The following is a 24,820-nucleotide window of genomic DNA, read 5'->3' on the forward strand; positions in this document are numbered from 1 at the left end:
CCTCCCCGACCCGGACCACGCGGCCGTCACGGCGCCGGTCGCGAAGGCCGATCATGTCGTCGCCTCCGCGCGGACGAGAGAGACCACAAGGTCGGCCGAGTCATTCGCGGACCCCCGGCGCAACCCTGGTCCGTCCCCGGTACGGAGCGCGCGGTCGTTGCGGTGGCGGTTGCTGAGGCTGGTCATGTTGTGACCTTTGTGGGGGTGAGGGGGATTACGCGGTCGGCCAGGGGGAGCAGGGTTGGGCGGTGGGCTACGAGGATCACTGTGCGGGACATCGCCAGCCGGGCGACGGCGTTGATCACCGCGGCCTCGCTCTCGCCGTCCAGGCCGGAGGTCGGTTCGTCCAGCAGGAGGAGCGGCGCATCGCGGAGGAAGGCGCGGGCCAGGGCGATGCGCTGGCGCTGGCCCGCGGACAGGCCGGTGCCGCGGTCGCCGAGCGGGGTATCGAAGCCGGGCGGCAGCGCCTCGATGAAGGAGAGGGCGTTCGCGGCCTCCGCGGCGGCATGGACCTCGGCGTCGGAGGCGTCCGGACGGCCCAGGCGGATGTTCGCGGCGACCGAGCCGGCGAACAGGTACGGGCGCTGCGGGACCCACGCGATCTGCGCGCGCCAGGCGTCCGGGGAGAACGTGGCGAGGTCGTCCCAGTCGACCAGGACGCGGCCCGAGTCGGGCCGGACGAAGCCCAGCAGGACCGAGAGGACGGTCGACTTGCCCGCGCCGCTGGGCCCCACCAGCGCGACCGTTTCGCCCGGATGGACGGTCAGCGAGAAATCGTCGAGGGCGGGGGCGTCGCGGTCGGGGTAGGTGACCGTCACGTCCTCCAGGCGGAGTGTCGCGCGGGCCAGGCCGGGGACGTCCGGGCGCGTCCCGGAGGCGGGCGGTGGCGTTTCGAGGACCTCGAAGACGCGCGAGGCGGCGGTGAGGCCCTCGACGCTGGCGTGGTACTGCGCGCCGACCTGGCGGAGGGGCAGGTACGCCTCCGGCGCCAGGATCAGGACGAGCAGCGCCGTCTCCAGGCCGAGCCCGCCCTCGACCAGCCGCAGCCCGATCGAGACGGCGACGAGGGCGACGGAGAGGGTCGACAGCAGCTCCAGGACCAGGGCCGACAGGAACGCGATCCGCAGGGTCGACATGGTGGCGCGCCGGTGGCGGTCGGTGATCTCGCGGATCCGGCCGGCCTGGGCGCGGGCGCGGCCGAAGATCTTCAGCGTGGGGAGCCCGGCGACGACGTCCAGGAAGTGGGCGGACAGGAGCGAGAGGGTCCGCCACTGGCGGTCCATCTTCCGCTGGGTGGTGAGGCCGACGAGGATCGCGAAGACGGGGATGAGCGGGAGCGTCGCCGCGATCGTCACGGCCGACAGCCAGTCGCCCAGCAGGATCCGCGCGCCGACGGCGACGGGCACGATGACCGCGAGGACGAGCTGCGGCAGGTACCGGGAGAAGTAGTCGTCGAGGGCGTCGATCCCGCGGCTGGCGAGGGTGGCGAGCTCGCCGCTGCGCTCGCCGGACAGCCAGCGCGGGCCGAGGCCGAGGGCGTGCGCGAGCAGCCGGCGCCGCAGCTCGGACTTCACGGCGGCGGACGAGCGGTGCGCCGCGACCTCGGCCAGCCACGCGACGAGCGTCCGCGCCAGCACGACGGCGAGCAGGAGCAGCATGGGGGTGCGCAGGTCGGCGAGCGACGCGCCGTCCAGGAAGGCGCGCGTGAGCATGGCGGCGAGCAGGGTCGCCTGCGCGATGATCAGGCCGGCGGTGGCGGTGCCGAGCGCCACGGACGCCAGCAGGAAGAGCCGCGTCGTCCGGGCGTACCGCAGCAGCCGGGGGTCGAGGGGTTTCATGCGACCGGTTCCGGCGGCTTCACGGGGATGTGGGACGTGCTGATCCGCTTGCGGAACACCCAGTACGTCCAGCCCTGATAGATCATCACGATCGGGGTGAACACGGCCGCGACCCACGTCATGATCGTCAGCGTGTAGTCCGACGAGGCGGCGTTCGTCGTGGTCAGCGAGCCGGTGTCCAGGGTGGACGGCAGCACGTCCGGGAACAGCGAGGTGAACAGGGTCGCGACCGCGAGCACGATGGCGGCGCCGGTGCCGATGAAGGCCCAGCCCTCCCGGCCGCGCCGGTTGGCGGCGGCGAGGAGCAGCCCGGCGGCGGCGCCCGCGGCGGTCAGCCACGTCACCGGCTTGCCGTACTGGAGTTGGGTGACCAGGAGGAAGCCCCCGCCGGCGACGAGGGCGGCGACGGCGGCGAAACCCGCGATGCGGCGGGCCCGGAAGCGGATCCCTCCGGAGGTCTTGAGCGCGAGGAACACCGCCCCGTGCAGGACGAAGAGGATCATCGTGGTGAGCCCGCCGAGCAGCGCGTACGGGCTGAGCAGGTCACCGAGGGTCCCGACGTACTCGTGGTCGGCGTCCAGCGGCACGCCGCGGACCATGTTCGCGAACGCGACGCCCCACAGGAACGCGGGCACGAGGCTGCCCCAGAAGATCGCCTTGTCCCAGCGGGAGCGCCAGCGGGCCTCGTCGCGCTTGCCGCGGTACTCGAAAGCGACGCCGCGGATGATCAGCGCGAGCAGGATCGCGAGGAGGGGCAGGTAGAAGCCGCTGAACAGGGTGGCGTACCACTCGGGGAACGCGGCGAAGGTGGCGGCGCCGGCGACGATGAACCACACCTCGTTGCCGTCCCATACCGGGCCGATGGTGTTGATGACGACGCGGCGCTCGACGTCGTCCCGGCCGAGGACGGGCAGCAGCATGCCGACGCCGAAGTCGAACCCTTCCAGGAAGAAGTAGCTCGTCCAGAGGAAGGCGATGACGATGAACCAGACGGTCGTGAGTTCCATGGCCGGCTCTCAGTAGGCGAACGCGAGCGAGCGCTCGGAGTCGGAATCGGAGTCGGGGTCGCCCGGCGGCGGGGGCAGCACCTCGTTCTCCGAGGGCGGCCCGGCCTTGGCGTACTTGAGCATCAGGCCCGTCTCGATGACGAGCAGGACGCTGTACAGCGCGGTCAGCGAGATGACCGAGATGAGCATCGAGGACGGCGTGACGCCGGGCGAGACGCTCGCGGACGTCTTCATCAGGCCGAACACCGACCAGGGCTGGCGGCCCATCTCGGTGAAGATCCATCCGGCGGAGTTGCCGATGAAGGGGAGCGTCAGCGACAGCATCCCGATCCGATACACCCAGGGACTGGACGGCAGCCGCCCGCGCCGCAGCAGCCACAGCCCGGCCAGCGAGACGAGCGCGGTGAGCATCCCGACCCCGACCATGATCCGGAAGTTCCAGTAGATGACCGGGACGAGCGGCCGGTAGTCGCCGGGCCCGTACCGGGCCTCCTCGGCGGCCTGGACGTCGTTGATGCCCTTGACCTCGCCGTCGAGGGTGCCGGTGGCGAGGAACGACAGGACGCGCGGGACCTTGATTCCGAAGACCTCCTCGTCGCCGTCCAGCGTCCCGACCGTGAAGATCGAGAAGGAGGCGGGCTGCTCGGTCTCGTAGAGGGCCTCGGCCGCGGCCATCTTCATCGGCTGCTGCTCGGTCATGACCTTGCCCTGGAAGTCGCCGGAGACGGCGACGCCGATCGAGGCGACCGCGGTGACGGCCAGCGCGAGCTTCAGCGACGGCCGGAACACCTCGACGTTCTTGCGGCGGGCGAGGTGCCAGGCGGAGACGCCCGCCATGAACATGCCGCCGGTGACGAACGCGGCGGTGATGGTGTGCGGGAAGGCGACGAGGTGGGTGGAGTTGGTCAGGACGGCCCAGAAGTCGGTGAGGACGGCGCGTCCGGTCTCGGGGTCGATCCGGTAGCCGACCGGGTGCTGCATCCAGGAGTTGGCGGCGAGGATGAAGTATGCGGACAGCAGCGTCCCGACGTGCACGATCCAGATGCAGGCGTTGTGGATCCGCCTGGGCAACCGGTCCCAGCCGAAGATCCACAGGCCGAGGAAGGTCGACTCGACGAAGAAGGCGAGCAGGCCCTCGATGGCGAGCGGCGCGCCGAAGATGTCGCCGACGAACCGGGAGTAGTCACTCCAGTTCATGCCGAACTGGAACTCCTGCACGATGCCGGTGACGATCCCCATCGCGAAGTTGATCAGGAAGAGCTTGCCCCAGAACTTGGTGGCCCGCAGGTAGGCGGTCTTGCCCGTCCGCAGCCACGCCGTCTCCAGGACCGCGACGAGCGCGGACAGCCCGATCGTCAGCGGGACGAACAGGAAGTGGTAGACGGTGGTGATCCCGAACTGCCACCGTGCGATGTCGACCGAGTCCATGGGCGCGTGCCTCTCCGGCTCATCTACTACAAGCTGTAGTACTATATCCTGTCAGACATACTACGAGCTGTAGTACTACGCGCCGTGGTTAGTTCCCTCACAGCGAGGCCCGCGGCCGGTCGGGGCCGCGGGCCATGGAGGGGAGGCGCTGGTCAGCGCGAGAGACGGGGCGTCAGCCGCGCGGGACGAGGCAGCCCTGGCGGTCGTAGTCGATCACGCTGCCGGGCGCGATGCAGGCGGCCAGGATGTGGGTCTGCTGGCCGTACCCGATGCCCTCGCGCACCGTGACGTTCCCCGACTCGTCGACCTCGCACGGGTTGTTCAGCGTGCAGCGTCCGCCGTTCTCGTTCATGGTGTTGTTCGCGCCGATGACCTTGCCGGACGCGGCGTCGACGACCGGCGAACCCGACGTCCCGCCGATCGTGTCGCACTCGGGCGTGTAGCGCAGCGAGTCCTTCCATGTCCACTGGGACTCGCGGACACCGTAGGCGAAGCCGTCGAGGCGGCAGGAGTAGATGCGCCTCCAGTAGCCGGAGACGACGCGCAGGTCGGTCCCGGACGCCGGGCGCTGCAGCGACAGCTCCAGCGCGGGAACGCCGTACGACTGCTGGATGCTCGCGTAGCTGGTGTTCAGCCGGTACAGGGCCACATCGGTGTCGGTCATGGTCGCGTACAGCATCGTCGTCGCGCGCAGGGTGCCCAGCGACCCGCTGCCACTCGGGTCGAGCAGCGTGAACGTGCGCTGGGACGCCCGGTTCGTGATCACCTGGCCGGCAGCGGGCATGCCGCCCTCGTAGCAGTGCCCGTTCGTGAGCACGAGCGCCGGGTCGCCGTCGGCGGCGCCGGGGGCGCGCACGAGGGAGCCGGAGCAGTTGCTGAGGGCGACGATCCCGGTGAAGTCGACGGCGGCCTTGGGCGGGGCGGGAGCGGCGGTCGCGGTGGACGGTCCGGCGGTGACCGCCGCGGCGCCGAGGAACGCGGCGGCGAGCACGCCGAGGAGGCGTCTGTGCATGGCGGGGGGTCCTCTCCGTCGAGGTGGGGCAGCGTGATGCTAACCAGGCCTCTGGCGGACGGGAAGGGCCAAGCAGAGCGAACTGGGACGACTCTCCGAATCAGGCACGCATTGCACAACCGCCGCCGCCCGACGTCCTCGGCTGTCCATGATCCGCCGGCGGTTCTAGACTCCGCCCATGGAACTCAGGGACGCGACGCGCATGATCCTCACCGAGTCGGCGGCGCATCCGGAGCTGCTCCGGGTGACGCGGGACGCGCACGACCGGCTCGCCCGCGGCGGCGGGGTCCCCCGCGCCGACCTGAGCTGGATGCTCAGGGAGGCCGCCCGCAAGAACGTCTACCCCGCCCTCCACGCCCGGTACGGGGCGGCCGCCTTCGACCGGATGGTCGTCACCTTGGGCCGCGAGATCGACCGGCAGGCCCCCGTCCACCCCCGCTGAGCAAGCCGGGGCCCCGTCCGGTCAGAGGCCGGCGCGGAAGGTGCGCCGGTAGGCGGACGGGGACGTCTGCATCGCCCGGACGAAGTGGTGCCGGAACGTCGCCGGGCTCTCGAACCCGACGGCCGCGCCGACCTCCTCGATGGGCGCCGTGCCGTCCTCCAGTAGCGGCAGCGACGCCAGGACGCGCTGCCTGACCACCCAGCGGAGCGGACTCGTCCCGGTCCGCCGGCCGAAGCGCCGGATGAACGTGCGGGGCGCGAGGCACGCCTCCCGGGACATCCGGGCGACGGTGATCGGCTCGGCGAGGTGCGCGAGCGCCCACGCCATGGCCCGCGCGACCGGATCGTCCTCGTCGGGAGGCGACACGGCGGCCTCCACGAACTGCGCCTGGCCGCCGTCCCGGTGCGGCGGGACGACCAGGCGGCGCGCCACCGCGTTCGCGATCCGGGCGCCGTGGTCCTTGCGTACGAGATGCAGGCACATGTCGAGCCCGGCGGCGCTTCCCGCCCCGGTGAGCACGTCGTCGCCGTCGACGTAGAGGACGTCCGGCGTCACGCGCACCGCGGGGAAGCGCCGCCGCAGCAGGTCCGCGTACCGCCAGTGCGTGGTGGCCTCCCGCCCGTCCAGCAGGCCGGCGGCGGCGAGGGCGAACGCGCCCGAGCAGATCGACACGACGCGGGCGCCCCGCGCGTGCGCCTCCCGCAGCGCCGCGACGACCCCCGGCGGCGGATCCCGCCGGACGTCGGGGACGGCGACGACCAGCACGGTGTCCGCCGCCGCGAACGCGTCCAGCCCGTGCTCGGCGGTCATCGTGAAGCCGCCGACCGCGCGCATCGGGCCGCGTTCCGGCGAGCAGACCCGTAGGTCGTACCAGGGAACGCCGAGCTCGGGACGGGGCAGCCCGAACACCTCGACGACCGTGCCCAGCTCGAACGGCGCCATCCCGTCGAACGCCAGCACCGACACCGTGTGGCGCCGGGACGGTGGGACGGACATGGCGAGATCTTAGCGATGATGGGCGTTCGTGCCACTCCCGCTCGACGTCCGCTCCACCGAGGATCGGTCCCGAACCCCGAGCAACGACCCGAGCAACGACCCGACCAACGAGGAGCCCGCGATGGCCACCGTCCCCGCGCCCGAAACCGCATCCGCCGCGGCCGCCGATGAGGCCCGCCGGCATTTCGCCGCCCGCCTCGCCTTCGAGACCGACGTGTCCGACGTCGCCGCCGCCCTCGCCGCCGGCACGCCGGGCCTCGTCGTCGTCGACACGCGCAGCGCGGAGAGCTGGGCGCAGGGCCATGTCCAGGGCGCCGTCCACCTGCCCACCGCCGAGATCGCCGGACGGGCCGCCGCGCTCCTCCCCGAGGACGCCACCGTCGTCGTCTACTGCTGGGGTCCCGGCTGCAACGGCGCGCAGAAGGCCGCGCTGGAGTTCGCGAAACTCGGCCGTCCCGTCAAGGAGATGCTCGGCGGGTTCGAGTACTGGGCGCGCGAAGGTCTCCCGGTCGAGACGGGTGGCGGCGTCGTCACGCACCGTTCCCCCGACCCGCTCACGGCCCCTGTGACGGGGGTCTCCTGTGCCTGCTGAGCAGGGGATGACGCATGTTCCCTCGGGGACGGGGCATAAGGACGGCCCCCGGCGACGTTAGACTCTAGGAATCACTCTTCGACGCCGACCTTGGCGTCAGGCTCGTCCTTGCAGGCCACGCACACCGTGGTGCCTCCCGAGACGTGCCCCCCTCTCGGAAGGTAATGCGTGACCACAGCTGCCGCTGCACAGAACCCGTCCATGCCCGCGACCGCGGACGAGGAGCGGGTTCCCACCTTCGCCGAGCTCGGCCTCCCGCCGGTGCTGGTGAACGCCCTGGCCCGCCAGGGCATCGACGCGCCGTTCCCGATCCAGGCCGCCGCGATCCCCGACGTCATGGCGGGACGCGACGTCCTCGGACGCGGTAAGACCGGCTCCGGCAAGACCCTGGCGTTCGGCCTTCCGCTGCTCGCCCGGCTCTCCGGCCGCAAGGCCGCCCCGAAGCGCCCGCTGGCGCTGATCCTGGTGCCGACCCGCGAGCTCGCCCAGCAGGTCCAGACGAACCTGGAGCCGCTCGGCCGCGGGCTCGGCCTCCGCTTCAAGACCGTCATCGGCCAGACCTCGATGTTCAAGCAGATCGACGCGCTGCGCCGCGGCGTCGAGGTCCTGGTCGCCACGCCCGGCCGGCTCAAGGACCTGATGCGGCAGGGCGCCTGCGACCTGTCCGACATCGAGATCGCCGTGCTGGACGAGGCCGACCACATGGCCGACATGGGCTTCCTGCCCGACGTCACCGACATCCTGGACGCCGCCAAGCCCGGCGGGCAGCGGCTGCTGTTCTCCGCCACCCTCGACAAGGACGTGGACGTCCTGGTCAGGCGGTACCTGAACGACCCGGTGACGCACGCCATCGGCCCGGTGGACGAGTCCGTCGACACGATGGACCACCACCTCCTCCTGGTCGCGCCCAAGGAGAAGGCGGCCGTCACCGCCGAGATCGCCAACCGCGAGGGCCGGACGATCCTGTTCGCCCGCACCAAGCACGGCGTCGACCGGCTCGCCAAGCAGCTCGTCCAGGCCGGCGTCCGCGCGGCGGGCCTGCACGGCGGCAAGAGCCAGGGCCTGCGCACCCGCACGCTCGCCGAGTTCCGCGAGGGATCCATCAGCGTCCTCGTCGCCACCGACGTCGCCGCCCGCGGCATCCACGTCGACGACGTGTCCCTCGTCATGCACGTCGACCCGCCCGCCGACCACAAGGACTACATGCACCGCGCGGGCCGCACCGCCCGCGCCGGCGAGCGCGGCACCGTCGTCACGCTCGTCCTGCCGCACCAGGTGCGCGCCACGTCCTCGATGACGCGCCGGGCCGGCATCAACGCGCCCCGCATCCGGGTGAGCACCGGCGACGCCGAGCTGGTCAAGCTGACCGGCGCCCGGCCGCCGTCCGGCATCCCGATCGAGGGCCCGATCATCCCCGAGCGGCCGGCCCGTCGCGAGGGCGGCCGGGGACGTCCGGGCGGGCGGCGCGGCCGGCCCGCGCGCTCCTTCGACCGCGGCGAGGGCGGCGGCCGGCGCCGCGAGGGCGACGGCGGGCGCGGCGAGCACCGCTCCTACTCGTCCGGCGACCGGCACGGCGGCGGCCCCCGCACCGGCGGCGGCTCCCACGGCGCCCGCCGGGGCGGCCCGTACAACGGCAACCGCCGCGACGGCGACCGCCGTACCGCACGCTCGAACTGACCGCCCTAGAACGAACGGAACAGGCCCCTGGCTTCGCGCCAGGGGCCTTGTTCACGCGGGCCGCACTTCGCGGCCGGGGAGCGCTCAGCGCGCGGCCTGCGCGGCTACGCGCTGGATCGACTTGACGGCGACCTCGGGCTGGTCCGTGTAGATGTAGTGCTCGCTCTTCTTGGCGACGCGCAGCGAGCTGTCGCTGGACAGTTCGAGCCACTTGCGCTGGCCCTCGGTCCATGCCTGCTCCAGGCTCTGCCCGTACTGCGGGACGGCGCTGAGGTACGGCTTCCCGTGCTTGACCACCTCCACCGGCATGTCGCCGGCGGAGGCGACCTTCCCGTCCTTGATGACGAGCTGCTCCGGGTTCTGGCCCTTGAAGAGCGCGATGTACTGCGCCCGCAGCTGGGCGGCGGGGCCGGTGGCGGACGCGGGGATGATCTTCGTCAGGTCGGCGACCATGGTCGACGGGGTGGCGTCCAGGAGGACCAGGCCCTTGACCTTGTCCTGGTGCTCCGGGGCGTACCGGGCGGCGATGAGCCCGCCGAGGGAGTGCCCGGCCAGGACGACCGGGGCGTCGCCGGCGACCTGGTCGAGGACCCCGGTGAGGACCTTCCCGGAGCTCGTGAAGTCCTGCGGGCCGTCCGGCTTGTCGCTCTTGCCCGCGCCGAGGCGGTCATAGGAGCAGACCCGGTTCTTCTCGCTCAGGGTCTTCTGCAGGGCGGCCATCTTGTCCAGCCCGTCGCCCCCGCCGTGCAGGAGGACGACGACCGGCTTGCCGTTCGCCTCGCCCGAGCAGGACACGTTCACCGACTTGCCGCCGACCTCGATCTTCTTCGTCCCGGTGAAGGAGCCGGCGGCGGGCTTCGGGGAGGAGGCGAAGGGGTCCCAGTCCTCCCCCGTGCTGTCGTCGCAGCCGACGAGTCCCGCACCGAGCACGGTGCAGCACACGGCGGTGACGGCGGCGGTCCTGATCTTGCGAAGCATGGTGTCCTCCAGCGGGAGCGGTGCCCGGAAAGGGCCGGGGGGATTTCGCGGCTGGGGCGCCGCGGCTACGTGGAGAACGCTATGGAATCGGCAGGGCGCGGATCGTCACCGTGCGGTGGACAATCGCGGGTAGCTCGCACGGGGGACAACGGCGGCCGGGCGGAACACGCGCGACCGCGGAACACGCGCGACCGCGGGACGGCTCGCCGCGGAACCCGCCGGCGTTCCTCAGCCGGCTTCCTCGCTGAGCACGTCCTCGGAGCCGGAGGCGGGGCCGGGGGATTCCTTGCGCAGCTTGTCCTGGAGGATCTGGAGGCCGTCCAGGCCGTCCACCGAGAGGGCGGCGAGCTCGTCCAGGGACATCAGGGGGCCGCTGCGCAGGGGCGGCTGCCAGCCGAGCTCCTTGTCGTGGCTGCGCAGGATCTTCGCGGGAACGCCGCCGATGACCGAGTGGTCGGGGAACTCGCCGCGGACGACGGCGCCGCCCGCGACCGCGACGTTGCGGCCGAGCCGCGTGCCGGGAAGGATGATCGCGCCCGTGCCGATCCAGCAGCCGTCGCCGATCACGACCGGGTTGTTCTCCGGCCACTGCCGCCCGATCGGGGTGTGCAGGTCCCCGTAGGTGTGGTTCTGGTCGGTGATGTAGACGTTCGGGCCGGTGAAGACGTCGTCGCCGATGTCGATGGACTGGTGGCCGACGATGTGGGTGCCGCGGCCGAGCGAGCAGCTCGCGCCGATCCGCACGATGACGTCCGGGCCGAGGTCCAGGCCCGGGACGAACCCCGCCGAGATCGTGACGTGGGTCCCGACGAGCGTGTGGTCGCCGATCGAGATCCACGGCTCCCCGTAGATCGCGCCGACGGGGAAGCCGATGCACGCGCCCTCGCCGAGGTAGGCGAACCTGCGGCGGCCCGGCGTGTGCGGGGTGATCTCCCCGTGCCGCTGCAGCCACTCCCAGCCGCGGTGCAGGGCCGTGTGCGCGCCCTGGCGGGCCCGCTGCCTCACCCGGGCGGTCAGCCCGTGCAGGACGGAGCGCTTCGGCGACATGGCGTTCACCGTACCGGGTGGTAGCAACCCCCGTCCCGCAGGGCCGCGGCCACGCAAAAGGGCCCGGCCGTGCACGGCCGGGCCCCCTTCCCCTGTGCGGGTCAATGCGGCGACTGCACCTCTCCGTCGACATCGGCGCCGGTGACCGTCATGGAGTCGGCCGAGGTGGCGTCCTCCCGGTGCTCACCGGAGCCCTTCGTCATGTCGCGGATGGCGCCGCGCCGCGTCGCGACCACGCCGGCCACGCCGACGGCCGCGACGGCGCCCATCATCGCCATGAGGGCGCCACGCCCGGACTTCGCCGGTTTCGGGGGTTCCACCCGTCCGGCGGCGTCGTTGAGCAACGTGCTCACCCGCGGGGCCAGCCCGCTCTCCACATACCGGGCCGCGCTCCGGAGTCTCGGTGCGCTCCATCCGCGGGCGACCATGATGCGCTCGCCCGCGACGGGGCCGATCCGCCCCGCCATGTCGGAGGCCCGCCCCGCCACGTCGGAGGCGCCCTGCCGCCACAGCACGCTGCGGTGCCGGGCCGTCTCCTGGACGCGGCCGAACCGGGAACGGACTTCGTCCTGCGGCTTCCGGCGGATACTGATCATTAGGGACACGCTAACCTCCCTGTTTGCGAGGTCCTGTCAAGCAGCCTTCCCCGCGAACGGGAGGTAAACCCCGTGAACGTGATCGAATGTTCACACAGGGTGACGGATTCGGCTCTGGCCGAGACCGCGCGTCGAGACGTCCCACAATCCATTCCATGAGGAGGCGGCCAGCGTGGCCAACGAGATCTTCGCGACGCTCACCACGTCGCAGGGCAAGATCGTGATCCAGCTCTACCCGGAGCACGCGCCGGAGACGGTGGCGAACTTCGTCGAGCTGGCGGAGGGCTCCCGCACCTGGACCGACCCGCGCACCGGCCAGAAGTCGGACAAGCCGCTCTACAACGGCACCATCTTCCACCGCGTCATCAAGGACTTCATGATCCAGGGCGGTGACCCGCTCGGCACCGGCACCGGCGGGCCGGGCTATGAGTTCAAGGACGAGTTCCACCCGGACCTGAAGTTCAACCGCCCGTACCTGCTGGCGATGGCGAACGCGGGGCCCGGCACCAACGGCTCCCAGTTCTTCATCACGCTGAGTGTCGCGCACACCCAGCACCTGACCGGCCGGCACACCATCTTCGGCAAGGTCATCGAGGGCACCGACGTCGTCGACCGGATCGGCGGCCTCCCGACGGGACGGATGAACCGTCCGCAGGAGGACGTCGTCGTACAGTCGGTGACGATCGAGCGCCGTTAGACGTTCTCACGGTGAGACCCCGCGACGGGTGCCACCGCATCGGCCAACGGAGCCCTGATGAGCACAGACCACGGTCACGCCCCTGAGACCTCGGTGCCGACCTGCTACCGGCACCCGGGGCGCGAGACGTACGTGCGCTGCACCCGGTGCGACCGCTACATCTGCCCGGACTGCATGCGGGACGCGGCGGTGGGCCACCAGTGCGTGGAGTGCGTCGCCGAGGGGAACCGGGGCGTCCGCCGGGCGGTGCCCCGGACGGCCCTCGGCGCGCGCGGTCCCGCGTCGGCCACGCCGGTCGTGACGTACACGCTGATCGGCGCGTGCGTGGCGGCGTACCTGGCGGAGCTGTCGTCCTGGCGGGTCGTCTGGGAGTTCATGATGCTCGGCCGGGGCGTCCTGCCGGACGGGGACGTCGGCGGGGTCGCCGAGGGCGAGTGGTACCGGCTGTTCACCACGATGTTCCTGCACCAGCGCGGCGGGTCGTTCGGGATCACCCACATCCTGTTCAACATGTGGGCGCTGTGGGCCGTCGGCCCCGCGCTGGAGCAGGTGCTCGGCAGGTGGCGCTTCCTGGCCCTGTACGTCCTGTCGGGGCTGGGCGGGTCGGTGCTGCTGTACCTGGTCGGCTCGCCCGGCGACTCGGCGGTCGGCGCGTCCGGGGCCATCTTCGGGCTGTTCGGCGCCTACTTCGTGATCGGCCGCCGGCTCGGCGGGCCGGTCGGCCCCATCGTGGTGCTGCTGGTGCTCAACCTGGTGATCACGTTCTCGGTACCGGGCATCTCCTGGCAGGGGCACGTCGGCGGGCTCGTGGTGGGTGCGGCGCTGGCCGCGGCGTACGCCTACGCGCCGGCCGCGCGGCGGACGCTGGTGCACGTGGCGGCGCCGCTGGTCACGCTGGCGCTGCTCGCGGCGCTGGTCCTGGTCAGGACGGCGGAGCTGAGTCCGGCGGTCTAGCCGCGCTCGGACGGCGGGCGAACGCCGCGGGCGCCGCTCACACGGCGGCGTCCGCGGCACCGCGCCTGTGGAAAACCGTTGTGGAAAACCTGGGGAAAGCCGGGGTGAGAGATCCCCAACCTGTGGATAACCGCGGTCAGCGCCAGCGGGTCGACAGGATCACACCGAGGATGATGGCCGTGAAGCCGATCCCCAGGTTCCAGTTGTGCAGGTCGGTCATGTACGGCACGTCGGTGCCGGTGCTCGCCGTCACGTAGAAGACGGCGATCCAGATCAGCCCGACCAGCCACAGCCCCACCATCGTGGGCACGAGCCAGCGCGGGCTGACCTCGGGTGCCTTCGACTTCTGCGGCGGGGTGTAGACGGCCTTCTTGCGCACTTTGGACTTGGCCACGGCGGTTCGATCTCCTCGGGCGTCCGGCGGCCGGAGCGCCGGACCGCGCATGGGTGGTTTGTCGGTTAGCGTAGTCGCTGGTGAGCACTGTCTGATGAGCAGATTCTCGATGAGCAGCGTACGGCGTCCAGCGTGGGGAAGCATCATCCCAGTTCTCACGCTTCTCGCGGGAGTCCTGTTCGCGGCGAGCGCGAGCACGGCCCGCGGCACGAACCTGCGCGAGCAGGGCCGCACCAGGATCACCGAGCTGATCACCGCGGAGCAGCGCCGGGGCCGCGAGGAGCGCGCCGAGTACCGGCGGCTGCGCGCCCAGGTCGACGCCATCTCCCGGGAGGCCGGACGGCACGACGCCCGCGTGCGCGAGGCGCGGGAGGAGGCCGACCGGCTCGCGGCCGGCGCCGGGTTCACCCCGTACACCGGCCCCGCCGTCAGCGTCACGCTGGACGACGCGCCGGCACCGGAAGCGGGCCGCCTTCCCCACGGGGCCCGGCCGGACGACCTCGTGGTGCACCAGAGCGACGTCCAGGCGGTCGTGAACGCGCTGTGGGCCGGCGGCGCGCGGGCGATGCAGATCATGGACCAGCGGGTGATCTCCACGAGCGCGGTGCGGTGCGTCGGCAATACGCTGATCCTCCAGGGCGTCGTGTACTCCCCGCCGTTCCGGATCATCGCCGCGGGCGACCCGGACCGGCTGCGCGCGGCGCTCGGCGCGTCCGAGGAGATCGCGATCTACCGCAGGTACGTCCGGGCCTACGGGCTCGGCTACGCGGTGCGGAGCCTGGAACGCGCCACGTTGCCGCCCTACACCGGCAACGTGACGATGAAGCACGCTACGGTGCCGACGGCGCCGCCCAAGGGCGGCTAGCGCTCGGCAGGAGGAGGACGCGCGGTGCGGACGGTGATCCGTGGCATGGGCGAACTGTGCATCACCGCCGGGCTGATCCTCATGCTGTTCGTGACGTACGAGCTGTGGGGCACGGGCCGGTACACGCAGGGCGCGCAGGACCGCCTCGGCGACGAGATGCTGAAGAACTGGCGGGACGGCCGGGTCACCACCGAGAAGGTCAGGCTCGGCAAGGGGCTCGCCATGATCCGCGTCCCCCGCTTCGGGAAGGGCTACCACTTCGTCGTCATCGAGGGCGTCGGCCGGGAGGACCTGCGCAAGGGCCCCGGCCACTATCCCGGCACCGCGCTGCCGGGCCAGGTCGGCAACTTCGTGGTCTCCGGGCACCGGACGACCTACTCGGCGCCCTTCAACCGGCTCGGCGAACTCGACCGCGGCGACCGCATCCTGATCGACACCCGCGAGCGGCAGTACGTGTACACGGTCACCGACCGCAGGATCGTGAAGCCGTCGGCGACGGAGGTGACCGCGTCCGTCCCGTTCCATCCGAAGCGGCGGCCGACCGAGCGGCTCATCACGCTCACCACCTGCCACCCGAAGTACTCCGCCGCCAAACGCATGATCGTGTTCGGTGAGCTGGCCGAGTCCAGGCCCCGCGTCGCGGCCGCGTCGCAGGCCGCCGGAACGTAGGAGGAGGTCCCGTGTACGCCTGGATCTGGCGCCGCCTGCCCGGCGCCTGGCAGACCAAGACCGCCACGGCGGCCGGCCTGCTCATCGCGGTCGCCGCCCTCCTGTGGTACGTGGTGTTCCCCTGGGTCGAACCCAAGGTCCAGTTCGACCACGGGGTCGTGCAGACCCCGGCGCCGTCCGGCACCGCCACTCCCGGCACCGCCACCCCGGGCGGCTGACCGGCCGTGCGCGTCCTCGTCGTCGACAACCACGACAGCTTCGTCTACAACATCGTCCAGTACCTGCGGGAGCTCGGCGCCGACTGCGTGGTCAAGGACCGCTCGGACGTCGCCGTCGCGGACGCCGCCCGCGTGGCCGGCGTCCTGCTGAGCCCCGGTCCCGGGCACCCCGCCGACGCCGGCGTCTGCCTCGACCTCGTCCGGGACGCCGAGCGCCGCGGCACCCCGCTGTTCGGCGTCTGCCTCGGCCACCAGGTGATCGCGCACGTGCACGGGGCCGCGGTCGGCCGCGCGCCGGAGATCGTCCACGGCTCCACGAGCGAGATCCACCACGACGGCGCGGGCGTCTTCCGGGGCCTGCCCGACCCCTTCCCCGCGACCCGCTACCACTCGCTCGCCGTCCGTCCCGGCACCGTCCCGCCGGACGTCCTGGACGTGACCGCCCGCACCCCCGACGGCGTGATCATGGGCCTGCGGCACCGCACCCGTCCCGTCGAGGGCGTCCAGTTCCACCCGGAGTCGGTGCTCTCGCGGCACGGTCACCGGCTCCTGCGCAACTGGCTCTCCTCCTGCGGTGACCCGCGGATGCGCGGCGGGGGCGGGCCCGCGGCGAGCCCTTCGCAGGCTCCGCCGGAAAATATCGGTTGAAATCCGTAACGTCCCAAGGCGCGGTGACGAAGACCATATCGAGGGCTTCCGCCATTGCCCCCGAGTGGCGGAGGCCCTCCTCGCGTCCTGACGACACGACGCCGAAGGGCCCCGCCTCCCGATCCGGGAGACTGGGCCCTTCATCGTCGGGCGGCACGGCACCGTCCGGGCGGGACGGCTCAGCCGTCGTCGTTACCGCCGGGGAAGCCCGGGAAGCCCGGCGTCGGGCTCCCGCCGGGACCGCTCGGCGGCGGCGACTGCGGCTTCTCCGCCACGAAGATCGTCACCGTGTCGCCGGGCGCGACCGTCGCGTCCGGACCGGGCTGCTGGTTGAACACGAAGCCCGGCGCGACCTGCGGGTTCGTGGACGGGCCCTTCTGCACGTTGCACTTCAGCCCGAGGCCCTGCAGCTTCGCGCACGCGGCCCGCTGGCTGTTGTTGAACAGGTCCGGCACCTTCAGGTTCGTCGGCCCGTTGGACACCGTCACCGTCACGGTCGAGTTCTTCGGCGCCTTCGACCCGCCGGCCGGGTCGGTGCCGATCACGTTGAGCCGCGGGACGCTGTCGCTCGACTCGACCTTCCTCTCGACCTCGAAGCCGCGCTCCTCCAGCAGCTTCTTCGCCGCCGCGTACGGCTTGCCGGTCACGTCCGGCACCTCGACCTCCGTGGGCGGCTTCTTGCCCTTGGAGACCAGCAGCGTCACCGTGGCGCCCTGGGCCGCGTTCGTGCCGGGCTCCGGGTCGGAGCTGATGACGTACCCGCGCCGGATGTCGTCGCTGTAGTCCGTCCTCGGCTCGCCGACCTTGAAACCGAGCTTGGTGAGCTGCGCCGTCGCGTCGCTCTGCGACACGTTGACGATGCTCTGCGGGACCGCGACCTGCTGCGCCTTGTCGGTGTCGCTCATCATCCAGCCGATGAGCGCAGCGCCGCCGATGAACAGCACCGCGAGCCCCAGCCACAGCGCCGCCTTCTTCCCGGCGCCGCCGCGTCTCTCGTCATCGTCGTCGTAGTGAGCGGGCGGCAGGCCGTACCCGTCGTCCGGCGGGCGCCGCACCTGCGTGCGGGCCGGGCCGCCGTACGCGCCCATCACCTGGGTGCCCTGCGGCTGCGCGCCGCCCATCAGCATCGTGGACGCCGCCGTCGACGCCACCGGCTGCCCCTGCAGGACGCGCTGGATCTCCTGCCGGAACTCCGTCGCGTTCTGGTAGCGGTGGTCGGCCTCCTTGGCCATCGCCTTCAGCACGATCGCGTCCGCCCACTGCGGGATCTGCGGGTCCACCTGCGACGGCGGCACCGGCTCCTCCCGGACGTGCTGGTAGGCGATCGCGACCGGGGAGTCGCCGGTGAACGGCGGCTTGCCGGTGAGCAGCTCGTACAGCACGCAGCCCGTCGAGTAGATGTCGCTGCGGGCGTCGACCCGCTCGCCGCGGGCCTGCTCCGGCGACAGGTACTGCGCGGTGCCGATCACCTGCGCGGTCTGCGTCATCGTGGCCGCCGAGTCGGCCATGGCGCGGGCGATGCCGAAGTCCATGACCTTGACCTCGTGCTGCCGGGTGAGCATCACGTTGGCCGGCTTGATGTCGCGGTGCACGATCCCGCCGCGGTGGCTGTAGTCCAGCGCGCGCAGGATGCCGTCGGTGATCTCCAGCGCCTTGTCGGGGAGCAGCGCGCGGTTCTCCCGCAGCAGGTCGCGCAGCGTGCTCCCGTCCACGTACTCCATCACGATGTACGGGATCGGCGTGTCTGCGATCATGTCCTCGCCGGTGTCGTACACCGCGATGACCGAGGGGTGGTTCAGCGACGCGGCCGACTGGGCCTCGCGCCGGAACCGGGCCTGGAACGTGGGGTCACGAGCCAGGTCGGACCGTAGCGTCTTGACCGCGACGACGCGATCGAGGCGCAGGTCTCGGGCACGGTAGACCTCGGCCATGCCGCCCCGCCCGATCACTGTTTCGAGCTCGTAGCGGCCGCCGAGCAGCCGAGGTTGACTCATATGTGCACTTTCCCTCGTACGTCTACACCTTGTCTCCTGAACCTAGCTTCCCGTCCGGTGTCGGCGGGGGATCCGGGCTCGGAGTTGACGGATTCGTGGGGCTCTCCGTCGGTGTGGGTGTCGGCTCAGGGGCGGTGGGAGTCGCCCGGGGCGGATTCGTGGATGGCTTGCGTGTGGGGGACGTCCGAGGCGCCCCTTGCGTTGACGGACGGATCCTATGCGTCCGGTGCGGTGGTGGAACAGCCGGCCTCGTACCGCTGCGGCTCCGGTGCCTCGGCGGGGAGTGCTCCGGCGGCGTGCCGCCGGGCTTCGCCGTGGGATCGCTCACGCCGTCGTCCCCGACCGGGAGGGTCGCCGGGGTGGCGGGCGGGTCCCGCTCGTCCTTGCCGGACCCGGCGAAGGCGAGCCCCTTCCACAGGGAACCGATCACGATGACGCAGACCAGCAGGGCGGCCGCGACGGACACGTACGCCAGCACCGTGCGCCGTTGCCCCGGCACTGACCCGTTGGCGAGGCTATCCGCCCCTGACGTGTCGTCAAATCCCGACAAAGCCGACGATTGGGTAACGATGTGCGTGCCGCCGGCCGCGGAGTGCCGGCCCGGGCCCGGACGGGCCGCACCGGACCGTCCCGGACGGGGCGGCCCCGCCGGGACCGCGCTGATCCGGCCCGTGCTGAGGCCCGCCCGGATCGCCAGCGCGCGGGCCGCGACCGTGTGGGCGTCCGCCGGACGGTCCCGCGGCTCCTTCGCCAGCATCTCCATGACCAGCTCGCGGGCCTCCTCCGGGACCCGCGCCGGCAGCTCCGCCGGCGCGTCCCGGACGTGCTTGAGCGCCACCTCCACCGGCGTGGGCCCGTCGAACGGCGGCGCGCCCGTCAGGCACTCGTAGGCCACCACGCCCAGGGAGTACAGGTCCGCCGCCGGGGACAGCTTCAGTCCCTGCGCCTGCTCCGGCGAGATGTAGTGCGCCGTCCCCATGACCATCCCGGTCTGGGTCTGCGACGCCGCCGCCAGCCGCCGCGCGATCCCGAAATCGGTGATCTTCAGCCTGCCGTCCGGGGACACCATCAGGTTCGCCGGCTTGACGTCGCGGTGCACGATCCCCGCCTCGTGCGCGACCGTCAGCGCCCGCCCCGCCTGCACGATCAGGTCGAGGACGGCCTCCACCGGCAGCCCGCCGTCGCGCGCCAGGATCTCGTCCAGCGGCTCACCCGCCACCAGCTCCATCACCAGGAAAGTCCGGCCGTCCTGCTCGCCGTAGTCGAACGCCCGCGCGATCCCCGGATGCCGCAGCTCCGCCGCGAACCGGGCCTCCGACTCGAACCGGCCCCGCGCCCGCATGTCCGAGCCGAGCTCCAGGCGCAGCAGCTTCACCGCCACCTGCCGCCCGGCCGCCTCGTCGGACGCGCGCCAGACCTCGCCCATCCCGCCGATCGCCAGCCGCTCCAGCAGCCGGTACCGGTGGTTCAGGACGAGGTCCGCACTCACTTCTGCAGGACCTTAGCCATGATCGCGCCCGCGATCGGGCCCGCGTCGCCGGCGCCCGAGCCGCCGGCGACCTCGGTCATGACGGCGAACGCGTAGCGCGGGTTCTCGGCGGGGCTGAACCCGACGAACCAGTTGGCGTTCGGGTTGCCGGGGCCCTGCTCGGCGGTACCGGTCTTGCCGGCGATCCGCATGCCCTGCAGGTTCTTCGCCGTGCCCTCGGAGATCACCGCGCGCATCATGTCCTGCAGCTGATCGGCCTGGTCACCGGTCATGCCCTCGCCGAGCTCCTTCGACGAGGCGTTGTAGAGCTCGCTCTGGTCCTTGGCGCGGACCTTCTGCACCACGTACGGGCTCATGATCTTGCCGTCGTTGGCGATCGAGCAGGCGACCAGCGCCATCTGCAGCGGGGTGGCCCGCACGTTCTCCTGGCCGATGCCGGACCGGGCCGTCCCGTCCTTGCCGGTCGGGGTGGTCTTGCCCTCGGCGTCGGTGTAGGCCACCGGGACGTCGCTCTCGGCCGCGTACATGTCGGGCTCCAGCTGGATGCGCTCGCCGAACCCGAACTTCGTCGCGCCCTCGTGGAGCTGCTCGATGCCGAGGTCCAGCGCCATCTTCGCGAACGAGGTGTTGCAGGACTCGGCGAACGCGCCGCGCAGCGGGGCCGTCCCGGCGCAGTTGCCGGTGTCGTGGGAGTTCGGCAGCGGGCGGCCCGACTCCGGCAGGATCAGCTGCCCGGTGTTCACCGTCGACGAGCTGTTGAGGCCGAGCTTCTGCATCCCGATCGCCGACACCACCGCCTTGAACGACGAACCCGGCGGGAACGTCTGGCTCATCGCGTTGTCGACCAGCGGCTTGACGACGCCGTTGCCCTGGTCGAGCTGCTCCAGCCGCTGCCCGCCCTTCTCACCGGTCTGCGGGGCGACCTCGTTCGGGTCGAACGACGGCCACGACGCCGCCACCTTCACCGCGCCGGTCTCCACGTCGATCACCACGGCGCCGCCGCGGCGGCCCTGCGTCGTCTTCGCCTTGAGCTGCTGGTACGCCGTCCGCTGCGCCTGCGGGTCGATCGTCAGCTCGACGTTCGCGCCCTCGGCCTTCTTGCCGATGAAGGTGTCGAACCAGCGCTGCTGCGTGATCCGCTTGTCCTTGCCGCCGAGCAGCGAGTTGTAGGCCCGCTCCACCTGCGTCGCGTTCCCGTTGAAGTACCCGGTCACCGGCGCGAAGATCGGGCCGTCCTTGTAGGTGCGGCCGTACTTCGGGTTGTCCTTGCCGGTCTCCTTCGACGTCACCAGCACCTCGCCGCCGGCGGAGATCTGGCCGCGCGGAGAGTTGAACACGTCCGCGTACTGGCGGCTGTTGCGGGCGTCGGTGCGCAGGTCCTCCGCCTGGCTGCCCTGGACGTAGTTGACCTGCGCCATCAGCCCGAAGAACAGCAGCAGCGCGAAGATCGCCACCCGCCGGACCGGCTTGTCCATGTTCATTGGGCCTCGCTCCGCTCGGCTGCGAGCGAGCCCGGGAAGGTGCTGCCTTCCCTCGTCGCGTGCTCGCTCCTTCGTCGCTCCGCGCGCTCCTCAGTCCAGGCAGCACCGGCTCGCTCGCTGTTCATTGGACGAAAGTCACCTCGTGCTCACGATCTGGGTCATGCCCTCGTCCTGGATCGCCTGCGGGGCCGGCTTCCGAGCGTCATGGCTCATCCGCACCAGAATCGCGATCAGGATCCAGTTGGCCATCAGCGACGAACCGCCCTGGGACAGGAAGGGCGTCGTCAGGCCCGTCAGCGGGATGAGCCGTGTGACGCCCCCGACGATCACGAAGACCTGGAGGGCCAGCACGAACGACACACCACCCGCGAACAGCTTCAGGAACGGGTCCCTGGCCGCCACGGCGGTCTTCATCCCGCGTTGCACGATCAACGCGTATACCAGCAGCAACACCATCAGCCCGGTCAGCCCGAGCTCCTCGCCCAGCGAGTCGAAGATGAAGTCGCTGAACGACAGCGGCGTCCGCCACGGCTCGCCCTGGCCGAGGCCGGTGCCGAGCACCCCGCCCTGGGCCAGCGAGAACAGGCCCTTCATCAGCTGGGCGCTGTCGGAGTACTCCCCGCCCAGCTCGGCGCAGGCGGAGAAGCCCGGGGAGACGCTGCCCTGCGCCTTGAACTTCTTGTAGATGTCGGTGTCGGGGTTGACCGGGACGACCTTGCCGTTCTCCAGCAGGCATCCGCCGTCGAAGTACGGCTTCGGGTTCTGCCAGATGTCGATGCGCTGGTTCACGTGCCCCATGAACGGCAGCAGCGTCGCGATGAACACGCCGATCGCGAGCAGGCCGACGCCGATGAAGACCCACGAGACCCGCTGCGTCGCGATGTACAGCATCGAGATGAACAGGCCGAAGAACAGCAGCGCGGTGCCGAGGTCCTTCTGCATGAACAGCACGCCCAGGCAGAAGAACCAGATCACCATGATCGGGCCGAGGTCGCGGGCCCGCGGCAGGCTGATCGGGCCGACCTTCTTGCCGATCAGCGACATCGCCTGCCGCTTGTTCACCAGGTAGCCGGCGAAGAACACGACCAGCAGCAGCTTCGCGAACTCGCCCGGCTGCACCGAGAACGGGCCCACGGAGATCCACACGCGAGCGCCGTTGATCTGCTGGCCGATGCCCGGGACGATCGGCAGCAGCAGCAGGATGACCGCGGTGAGCCCGATCAGGTACGTGTAGCGCTGCGCGGTCTTCGGGGTGAACGACACCGGCGCGTCCGGCTTCTCGGTGTCGCGCATGATGACGACGGCGGCGACGAACAGGCCGATGCCGACGAACGTCCACATCAGCTGGCTCGGCGCGTCGGCCGCGTCCTCCAGCAGCTTCTTGCCGGCCGCCGCCGCGGCCTTGCGGTCGCTGCTGGTGTCCAGGTCGAGCCGGTAGATCATCGCCAGCCCGATGCCGTTCAGCGCCACCGCGAGCGGCAGCAGCAGGGGGTCGGCGTACGGGGTGAACTTCGCTTGGGCGAAGTACGCGACGAACGCCAGCACCGCCAGGCCGCCGCCATAGATGAACAGGCCGCCCGGGATGTTCCCGTCACGGGCCAGCCCCACTTCCGCGAACGCCGACAGCGTCAGGATCATCGCGAAGACGAGCAGTGCCAGCGAGGCCGCGTTGCGGCGCTGGTACGGCAGGTGCGCCCTGATCTGTTCCCCGATGGAGTGCATCTACGAGCTCCCCCCGCTGGAGGGACAGTCCTTGATGGTGGAGTTGCGCTGCTTGCACTCGTTGCGGCGGGTGTTGAGCTCGTTCAGCTTGGCCTCGGCCGCGCTCTGCCCGATGAACACCAGGCTGCCCTTGGCGACCGCGTCGACATCGGACGCGGGCAGCTCCGCGACCGGGACGTCGGTGGCCTTCACCGTGGCCTGCTTGCAGTTCTGCTGGCCCTTGCCCTTGAGGATGGCGACCTTGCCGTTCTCCTCGACGAGTGAGTACTTGCAGACGGCGTCCTCAAGCTGCTTGAGCGCCTTCGGGCCGTCGACGGTGTAGGTGTCCTTCACCTGCTGCTGGAGGTCCTGCGGGAGGTCGGCGACGAGGATCGGCTGCTTCGGCTGGTCCTTCGCGGCCGCCTTGCGGGACAGGCTGATGAGCGGCACCTTCTGCGTCGTCCCGCGGAACAGCACGACCCGGCCGTCCTCCGCGCCGACGTAGTAGCCGTTCCGGACGTTCTGGACGAGCACGAACCCGCCCGCCACGACCCCGATGACGACCACCCCGGCCACCACGACCAGCCACGTCCAGCGGCGCGCGCCGCCCCGCCGCGCCTGGGGGGCCGCCTGCATCGGCGCCGGCGGGGCGCCCATCGGCTCGTTCCGCGGCATCGCCGCGTGCGGCGGCGGCATCTCGTCCACGGCCACCGGCGGCTGCGGGCGCGTCTCGCGCAGCTGCGCCGCCCGCCCGGCCGGGGTGTCGGCCGCCGTCGTGTTCGCGCCGGGCCCGCCGCCCGGCGGCTCCGGCGGGGCCGCGTTCGCCGCCGCGCCGACCGCGTGGCCCGGCCCGCCCGTCGGCGGCTGCCGCTCCAGGTCGACGACGTCGGCGACGACGCAGGTGATGTTGTCGGGGCCGCCGCCCCGGTTCGCCAGGTCGATCAGCTGCCGGACGGCCTGCTCCGGGTCGTCCACGTCGGTCAGCACCTGGAAGATCGTCTCCGCGGTGACGACGCCCGACAGGCCGTCCGAGCACAGCAGGTACCGGTCGCCGACCTTCGCCTCGCGCAGCGACAGGTCGGGGTCGACCTCGCCGCGGCCGTCCAGGGCCCGCAACAGCAGCGAACGCTGCGGGTGCGACGCCGCCTCGTCCGGGCTGATCCGCCCCTCGTCCACCAGCGACTGCACCAGCGTGTGGTCGTGCGTGATCTGGAAGAGGCTGCCGTCCCGCAGCAGGTACGCGCGGGAGTCCCCGATGTGCACCAGGGCGACCTGGTTGCCCGCCCACAGCATCGCCGTCAGCGTCGTGCCCATCCCTTGCAGGGCCGGGTCCGACTCCACGATGCGGTGCAGGTTGTCGTTCGCCGTCTTGACGGTGTGCTCCAGCGCGGCCAGCAGCTCCGTCGCCGGCAGGTCCTTGTCGAGCGCCCGCAGCGCCTCGATCGCCGCGGCGCTCGCGATCTCGCCGCCGACGTGCCCGCCCATCCCGTCGGCCACGGCGAGCAGGTGCGCGCCCGCGTACGCCGAGTCCTCGTTGCCCTCGCGCAGCATGCCCACGTCGGAGCGCGCGGCGTAGCGGATTCCCAGAGTCATTTGCGCAGCTCGATCACGGTCTTGCCGATACGGACCGGTACGCCCGGCGGGACCGGCATCGGCCGGCTCACCTTCGTGCGTCCGAGGTACGTCCCATTGGTCGAGCCGAGATCTTCCACGATCCACTGACCGTCCTGCGCGAAAATTCGGGCATGCCGGCTCGAAGCGTAGTCGTCGGTCACGACCAGCGTGGCGTCATTCGCCCGGCCGATGGTGATGGGCACCCCCGTGAGGTCGATGACGGTGCCGGCACGTTCGCCCTGCACCACCACCAGCTTCGTCGGGGCGCCCTGCTGGGCGCTGCGCTGCTGCCGCGGCGGCTTCGGCTGCCGCGCCGCCTTCGGGGGGCGTGGCTGGGACGCCCGCGTCGCGGCCTTCGTCGCGGCCTTGGAGCCGAACAGGTCGGCCCGGATCACGCCGACGGCCGCGATGACGAAGAGCCAGAGCACCGCCAGGAACGCCAGCTTGATCAGCGTGAGGGTGAATGGGGACATCGGAGTCGGG

At 71.6% G+C, this 24,820-nt stretch carries 24 protein-coding genes; 9 read left to right on the forward strand and 15 right to left on the reverse strand.

Annotation, left to right across the window (positions count from 1 at the left end):
- Positions 1-182: 182 nt before the first annotated feature.
- From cydD to BM339_RS42960, 4 genes are all read right to left on the reverse strand, one after another.
- A complete protein-coding gene (gene cydD / locus BM339_RS51000; protein WP_218163909.1) occupies positions 183-1,838 on the reverse strand; it encodes a thiol reductant ABC exporter subunit CydD in 1,656 nt (551 codons plus the stop codon).
- Entirely contained in the window at positions 1,835-2,845 is a 1,011-nt protein-coding gene (cydB, locus tag BM339_RS42950) for a cytochrome d ubiquinol oxidase subunit II (protein ID WP_075024570.1), read from the reverse strand. The genes cydD and cydB overlap by 4 nt, the downstream gene beginning before the upstream one ends.
- 9 nt (positions 2,846-2,854) lie before the next feature.
- Positions 2,855-4,273: a cytochrome ubiquinol oxidase subunit I gene (locus tag BM339_RS42955; RefSeq protein ID WP_021594132.1), complete on the reverse strand. Its 1,419-nt coding sequence runs from the start codon at positions 4,271-4,273 to the stop codon at positions 2,855-2,857.
- Between the two features lie 172 nt (positions 4,274-4,445).
- Positions 4,446-5,285: a S1 family peptidase gene (locus tag BM339_RS42960; RefSeq protein WP_075024571.1), complete on the reverse strand. Its 840-nt coding sequence runs from the start codon at positions 5,283-5,285 to the stop codon at positions 4,446-4,448.
- A gap of 178 nt (positions 5,286-5,463) precedes the next feature.
- On the opposite strand from BM339_RS42960, the gene BM339_RS42965 reads away from it, so the two are divergent.
- Positions 5,464-5,727 (forward strand): hypothetical protein, encoded by a 264-nt coding sequence (locus tag BM339_RS42965; protein ID WP_075024572.1) that lies wholly within the window; start codon positions 5,464-5,466, stop codon positions 5,725-5,727.
- 21 nt (positions 5,728-5,748) lie between these two features.
- Here BM339_RS42965 and BM339_RS42970 read toward each other — a convergent pair whose 3' ends face one another.
- Positions 5,749-6,723, reverse strand: a complete 975-nt coding sequence (locus tag BM339_RS42970; RefSeq protein ID WP_075024573.1) for a helix-turn-helix domain-containing protein — start codon at positions 6,721-6,723, stop codon at positions 5,749-5,751.
- 28 nt (positions 6,724-6,751) lie between these two features.
- Here BM339_RS42970 and BM339_RS42975 point away from each other — a divergent pair, with 28 nt between their 5' ends.
- Both BM339_RS42975 and BM339_RS42980 read left to right on the forward strand, forming a co-directional pair.
- Positions 6,752-7,315 carry a rhodanese-like domain-containing protein gene (locus BM339_RS42975; RefSeq protein ID WP_337959952.1) on the forward strand — a complete coding sequence of 188 codons (564 nt, stop codon included), beginning with the start codon at positions 6,752-6,754 and terminating at the stop codon, positions 7,313-7,315.
- 201 nt (positions 7,316-7,516) lie between these two features.
- Entirely contained in the window at positions 7,517-8,992 is a 1,476-nt protein-coding gene (locus BM339_RS42980) for a DEAD/DEAH box helicase (protein ID WP_033330710.1), read from the forward strand.
- A gap of 84 nt (positions 8,993-9,076) precedes the next feature.
- On the opposite strand, the gene BM339_RS42985 is transcribed toward BM339_RS42980, so the two are convergent.
- The 3 genes from BM339_RS42985 to BM339_RS42995 all read right to left on the reverse strand — a co-directional run bounded on the left by BM339_RS42985 (position 9,077) and on the right by BM339_RS42995 (position 11,613).
- The gene (locus tag BM339_RS42985) at positions 9,077-9,970 is read right to left on the reverse strand and encodes an alpha/beta fold hydrolase (RefSeq protein WP_021597052.1); all 894 of its coding nucleotides are present in this window, start codon (positions 9,968-9,970) and stop codon (positions 9,077-9,079) included.
- A 228-nt stretch (positions 9,971-10,198) separates the two neighbouring features.
- Positions 10,199-11,017: an acyltransferase gene (locus BM339_RS42990; protein WP_075024574.1), complete on the reverse strand. Its 819-nt coding sequence runs from the start codon at positions 11,015-11,017 to the stop codon at positions 10,199-10,201.
- Between the two features lie 101 nt (positions 11,018-11,118).
- Entirely contained in the window at positions 11,119-11,613 is a 495-nt protein-coding gene (locus BM339_RS42995; RefSeq protein ID WP_021597054.1) for a hypothetical protein, read from the reverse strand.
- A gap of 172 nt (positions 11,614-11,785) precedes the next feature.
- On the opposite strand from BM339_RS42995, the gene BM339_RS43000 reads away from it, so the two are divergent.
- Entirely contained in the window at positions 11,786-12,310 is a 525-nt protein-coding gene (locus BM339_RS43000) for a peptidylprolyl isomerase (protein WP_021597055.1), read from the forward strand.
- A 57-nt stretch (positions 12,311-12,367) separates the two neighbouring features.
- Complete coding sequence (locus BM339_RS43005) at positions 12,368-13,264, forward strand: rhomboid family intramembrane serine protease (RefSeq protein WP_024934685.1); 897 nt, start codon at positions 12,368-12,370, stop codon at positions 13,262-13,264.
- A 136-nt stretch (positions 13,265-13,400) separates the two neighbouring features.
- Here the strand turns inward: BM339_RS43005 and BM339_RS43010 are convergent, their stop codons facing one another.
- The gene (locus BM339_RS43010) at positions 13,401-13,709 is read right to left on the reverse strand and encodes a cell division protein CrgA (protein ID WP_081842401.1); all 309 of its coding nucleotides are present in this window, start codon (positions 13,707-13,709) and stop codon (positions 13,401-13,403) included.
- A gap of 58 nt (positions 13,710-13,767) precedes the next feature.
- On the opposite strand from BM339_RS43010, the gene BM339_RS43015 reads away from it, so the two are divergent.
- Genes BM339_RS43015 through BM339_RS43030 form a run of 4 tightly spaced genes read left to right on the forward strand, consistent with a single transcriptional unit; the run spans position 13,768 to position 16,058 of the window.
- Positions 13,768-14,523, forward strand: a complete 756-nt coding sequence (locus BM339_RS43015) for a DUF881 domain-containing protein (protein WP_021597058.1) — start codon at positions 13,768-13,770, stop codon at positions 14,521-14,523.
- Between the two features lie 24 nt (positions 14,524-14,547).
- A complete protein-coding gene (locus BM339_RS43020) occupies positions 14,548-15,192 on the forward strand; it encodes a class E sortase (RefSeq protein ID WP_244938814.1) in 645 nt (214 codons plus the stop codon).
- Between the two features lie 11 nt (positions 15,193-15,203).
- Positions 15,204-15,410, forward strand: a complete 207-nt coding sequence (locus BM339_RS43025) for a hypothetical protein (RefSeq protein WP_075024575.1) — start codon at positions 15,204-15,206, stop codon at positions 15,408-15,410.
- Between the two features lie 6 nt (positions 15,411-15,416).
- Complete coding sequence (locus tag BM339_RS43030) at positions 15,417-16,058, forward strand: anthranilate synthase component II (RefSeq protein WP_021597061.1); 642 nt, start codon at positions 15,417-15,419, stop codon at positions 16,056-16,058.
- A gap of 179 nt (positions 16,059-16,237) precedes the next feature.
- Here BM339_RS43030 and pknB read toward each other — a convergent pair whose 3' ends face one another.
- The 6 genes from pknB to BM339_RS43060 form a co-directional block, all read right to left on the reverse strand.
- Positions 16,238-18,052 (reverse strand): Stk1 family PASTA domain-containing Ser/Thr kinase, encoded by a 1,815-nt coding sequence (pknB, locus tag BM339_RS43035; RefSeq protein WP_021597062.1) that lies wholly within the window; start codon positions 18,050-18,052, stop codon positions 16,238-16,240.
- A 22-nt stretch (positions 18,053-18,074) separates the two neighbouring features.
- Positions 18,075-19,541: a serine/threonine-protein kinase gene (locus BM339_RS43040; protein WP_021597063.1), complete on the reverse strand. Its 1,467-nt coding sequence runs from the start codon at positions 19,539-19,541 to the stop codon at positions 18,075-18,077.
- On the reverse strand, positions 19,538-21,022 hold the full coding sequence (locus tag BM339_RS43045) for a peptidoglycan D,D-transpeptidase FtsI family protein (RefSeq protein ID WP_075024576.1): 1,485 nt from the start codon (positions 21,020-21,022) through the stop codon (positions 19,538-19,540). Before BM339_RS43045 ends, BM339_RS43040 begins: the two co-directional genes overlap by 4 nt.
- Positions 21,023-21,157: 135 nt before the next feature.
- Positions 21,158-22,744, reverse strand: a complete 1,587-nt coding sequence (locus tag BM339_RS43050) for an FtsW/RodA/SpoVE family cell cycle protein (protein WP_021597065.1) — start codon at positions 22,742-22,744, stop codon at positions 21,158-21,160.
- Positions 22,745-24,316 (reverse strand): Stp1/IreP family PP2C-type Ser/Thr phosphatase, encoded by a 1,572-nt coding sequence (locus BM339_RS43055; RefSeq protein WP_075024577.1) that lies wholly within the window; start codon positions 24,314-24,316, stop codon positions 22,745-22,747.
- Positions 24,313-24,810 (reverse strand): FHA domain-containing protein FhaB/FipA, encoded by a 498-nt coding sequence (locus tag BM339_RS43060; protein WP_021596782.1) that lies wholly within the window; start codon positions 24,808-24,810, stop codon positions 24,313-24,315. Before BM339_RS43060 ends, BM339_RS43055 begins: the two co-directional genes overlap by 4 nt.
- Between the last annotated feature and the right edge of the window lie 10 nt (positions 24,811-24,820).

It is taken from the genome of Actinomadura madurae (assembly GCF_900115095.1).
In the GTDB taxonomy this organism is placed as follows: domain Bacteria; phylum Actinomycetota; class Actinomycetes; order Streptosporangiales; family Streptosporangiaceae; genus Spirillospora; species Spirillospora madurae.

What these genes read in the sequence shown, in the direction of transcription:
- cydD (WP_218163909.1), bottom strand. Translation starts at nt 1,838, where the DNA reads ATGAAACCCCTCGACCCCCGGCTGCTGCGGTACGCCCGGACGACGCGG.
- cydB (WP_075024570.1), bottom strand. Translation starts at nt 2,845, where the DNA reads ATGGAACTCACGACCGTCTGGTTCATCGTCATCGCCTTCCTCTGGACG.
- BM339_RS42955 (WP_021594132.1), bottom strand. Translation starts at nt 4,273, where the DNA reads ATGGACTCGGTCGACATCGCACGGTGGCAGTTCGGGATCACCACCGTC.
- BM339_RS42960 (WP_075024571.1), bottom strand. Translation starts at nt 5,285, where the DNA reads ATGCACAGACGCCTCCTCGGCGTGCTCGCCGCCGCGTTCCTCGGCGCC.
- BM339_RS42965 (WP_075024572.1), top strand. Translation starts at nt 5,464, where the DNA reads ATGGAACTCAGGGACGCGACGCGCATGATCCTCACCGAGTCGGCGGCG.
- BM339_RS42970 (WP_075024573.1), bottom strand. Translation starts at nt 6,723, where the DNA reads ATGTCCGTCCCACCGTCCCGGCGCCACACGGTGTCGGTGCTGGCGTTC.
- BM339_RS42980 (WP_033330710.1), top strand. Translation starts at nt 7,517, where the DNA reads ATGCCCGCGACCGCGGACGAGGAGCGGGTTCCCACCTTCGCCGAGCTC.
- BM339_RS42985 (WP_021597052.1), bottom strand. Translation starts at nt 9,970, where the DNA reads ATGCTTCGCAAGATCAGGACCGCCGCCGTCACCGCCGTGTGCTGCACC.
- BM339_RS42990 (WP_075024574.1), bottom strand. Translation starts at nt 11,017, where the DNA reads ATGTCGCCGAAGCGCTCCGTCCTGCACGGGCTGACCGCCCGGGTGAGG.
- BM339_RS42995 (WP_021597054.1), bottom strand. Translation starts at nt 11,613, where the DNA reads ATGATCAGTATCCGCCGGAAGCCGCAGGACGAAGTCCGTTCCCGGTTC.
- BM339_RS43005 (WP_024934685.1), top strand. Translation starts at nt 12,368, where the DNA reads ATGAGCACAGACCACGGTCACGCCCCTGAGACCTCGGTGCCGACCTGC.
- BM339_RS43010 (WP_081842401.1), bottom strand. Translation starts at nt 13,709, where the DNA reads ATGCGCGGTCCGGCGCTCCGGCCGCCGGACGCCCGAGGAGATCGAACC.
- BM339_RS43015 (WP_021597058.1), top strand. Translation starts at nt 13,768, where the DNA reads ATGAGCAGCGTACGGCGTCCAGCGTGGGGAAGCATCATCCCAGTTCTC.
- pknB (WP_021597062.1), bottom strand. Translation starts at nt 18,052, where the DNA reads ATGAGTCAACCTCGGCTGCTCGGCGGCCGCTACGAGCTCGAAACAGTG.
- BM339_RS43045 (WP_075024576.1), bottom strand. Translation starts at nt 21,022, where the DNA reads ATGAACATGGACAAGCCGGTCCGGCGGGTGGCGATCTTCGCGCTGCTG.
- BM339_RS43050 (WP_021597065.1), bottom strand. Translation starts at nt 22,744, where the DNA reads ATGCACTCCATCGGGGAACAGATCAGGGCGCACCTGCCGTACCAGCGC.
- BM339_RS43055 (WP_075024577.1), bottom strand. Translation starts at nt 24,316, where the DNA reads ATGACTCTGGGAATCCGCTACGCCGCGCGCTCCGACGTGGGCATGCTG.
- BM339_RS43060 (WP_021596782.1), bottom strand. Translation starts at nt 24,810, where the DNA reads ATGTCCCCATTCACCCTCACGCTGATCAAGCTGGCGTTCCTGGCGGTG.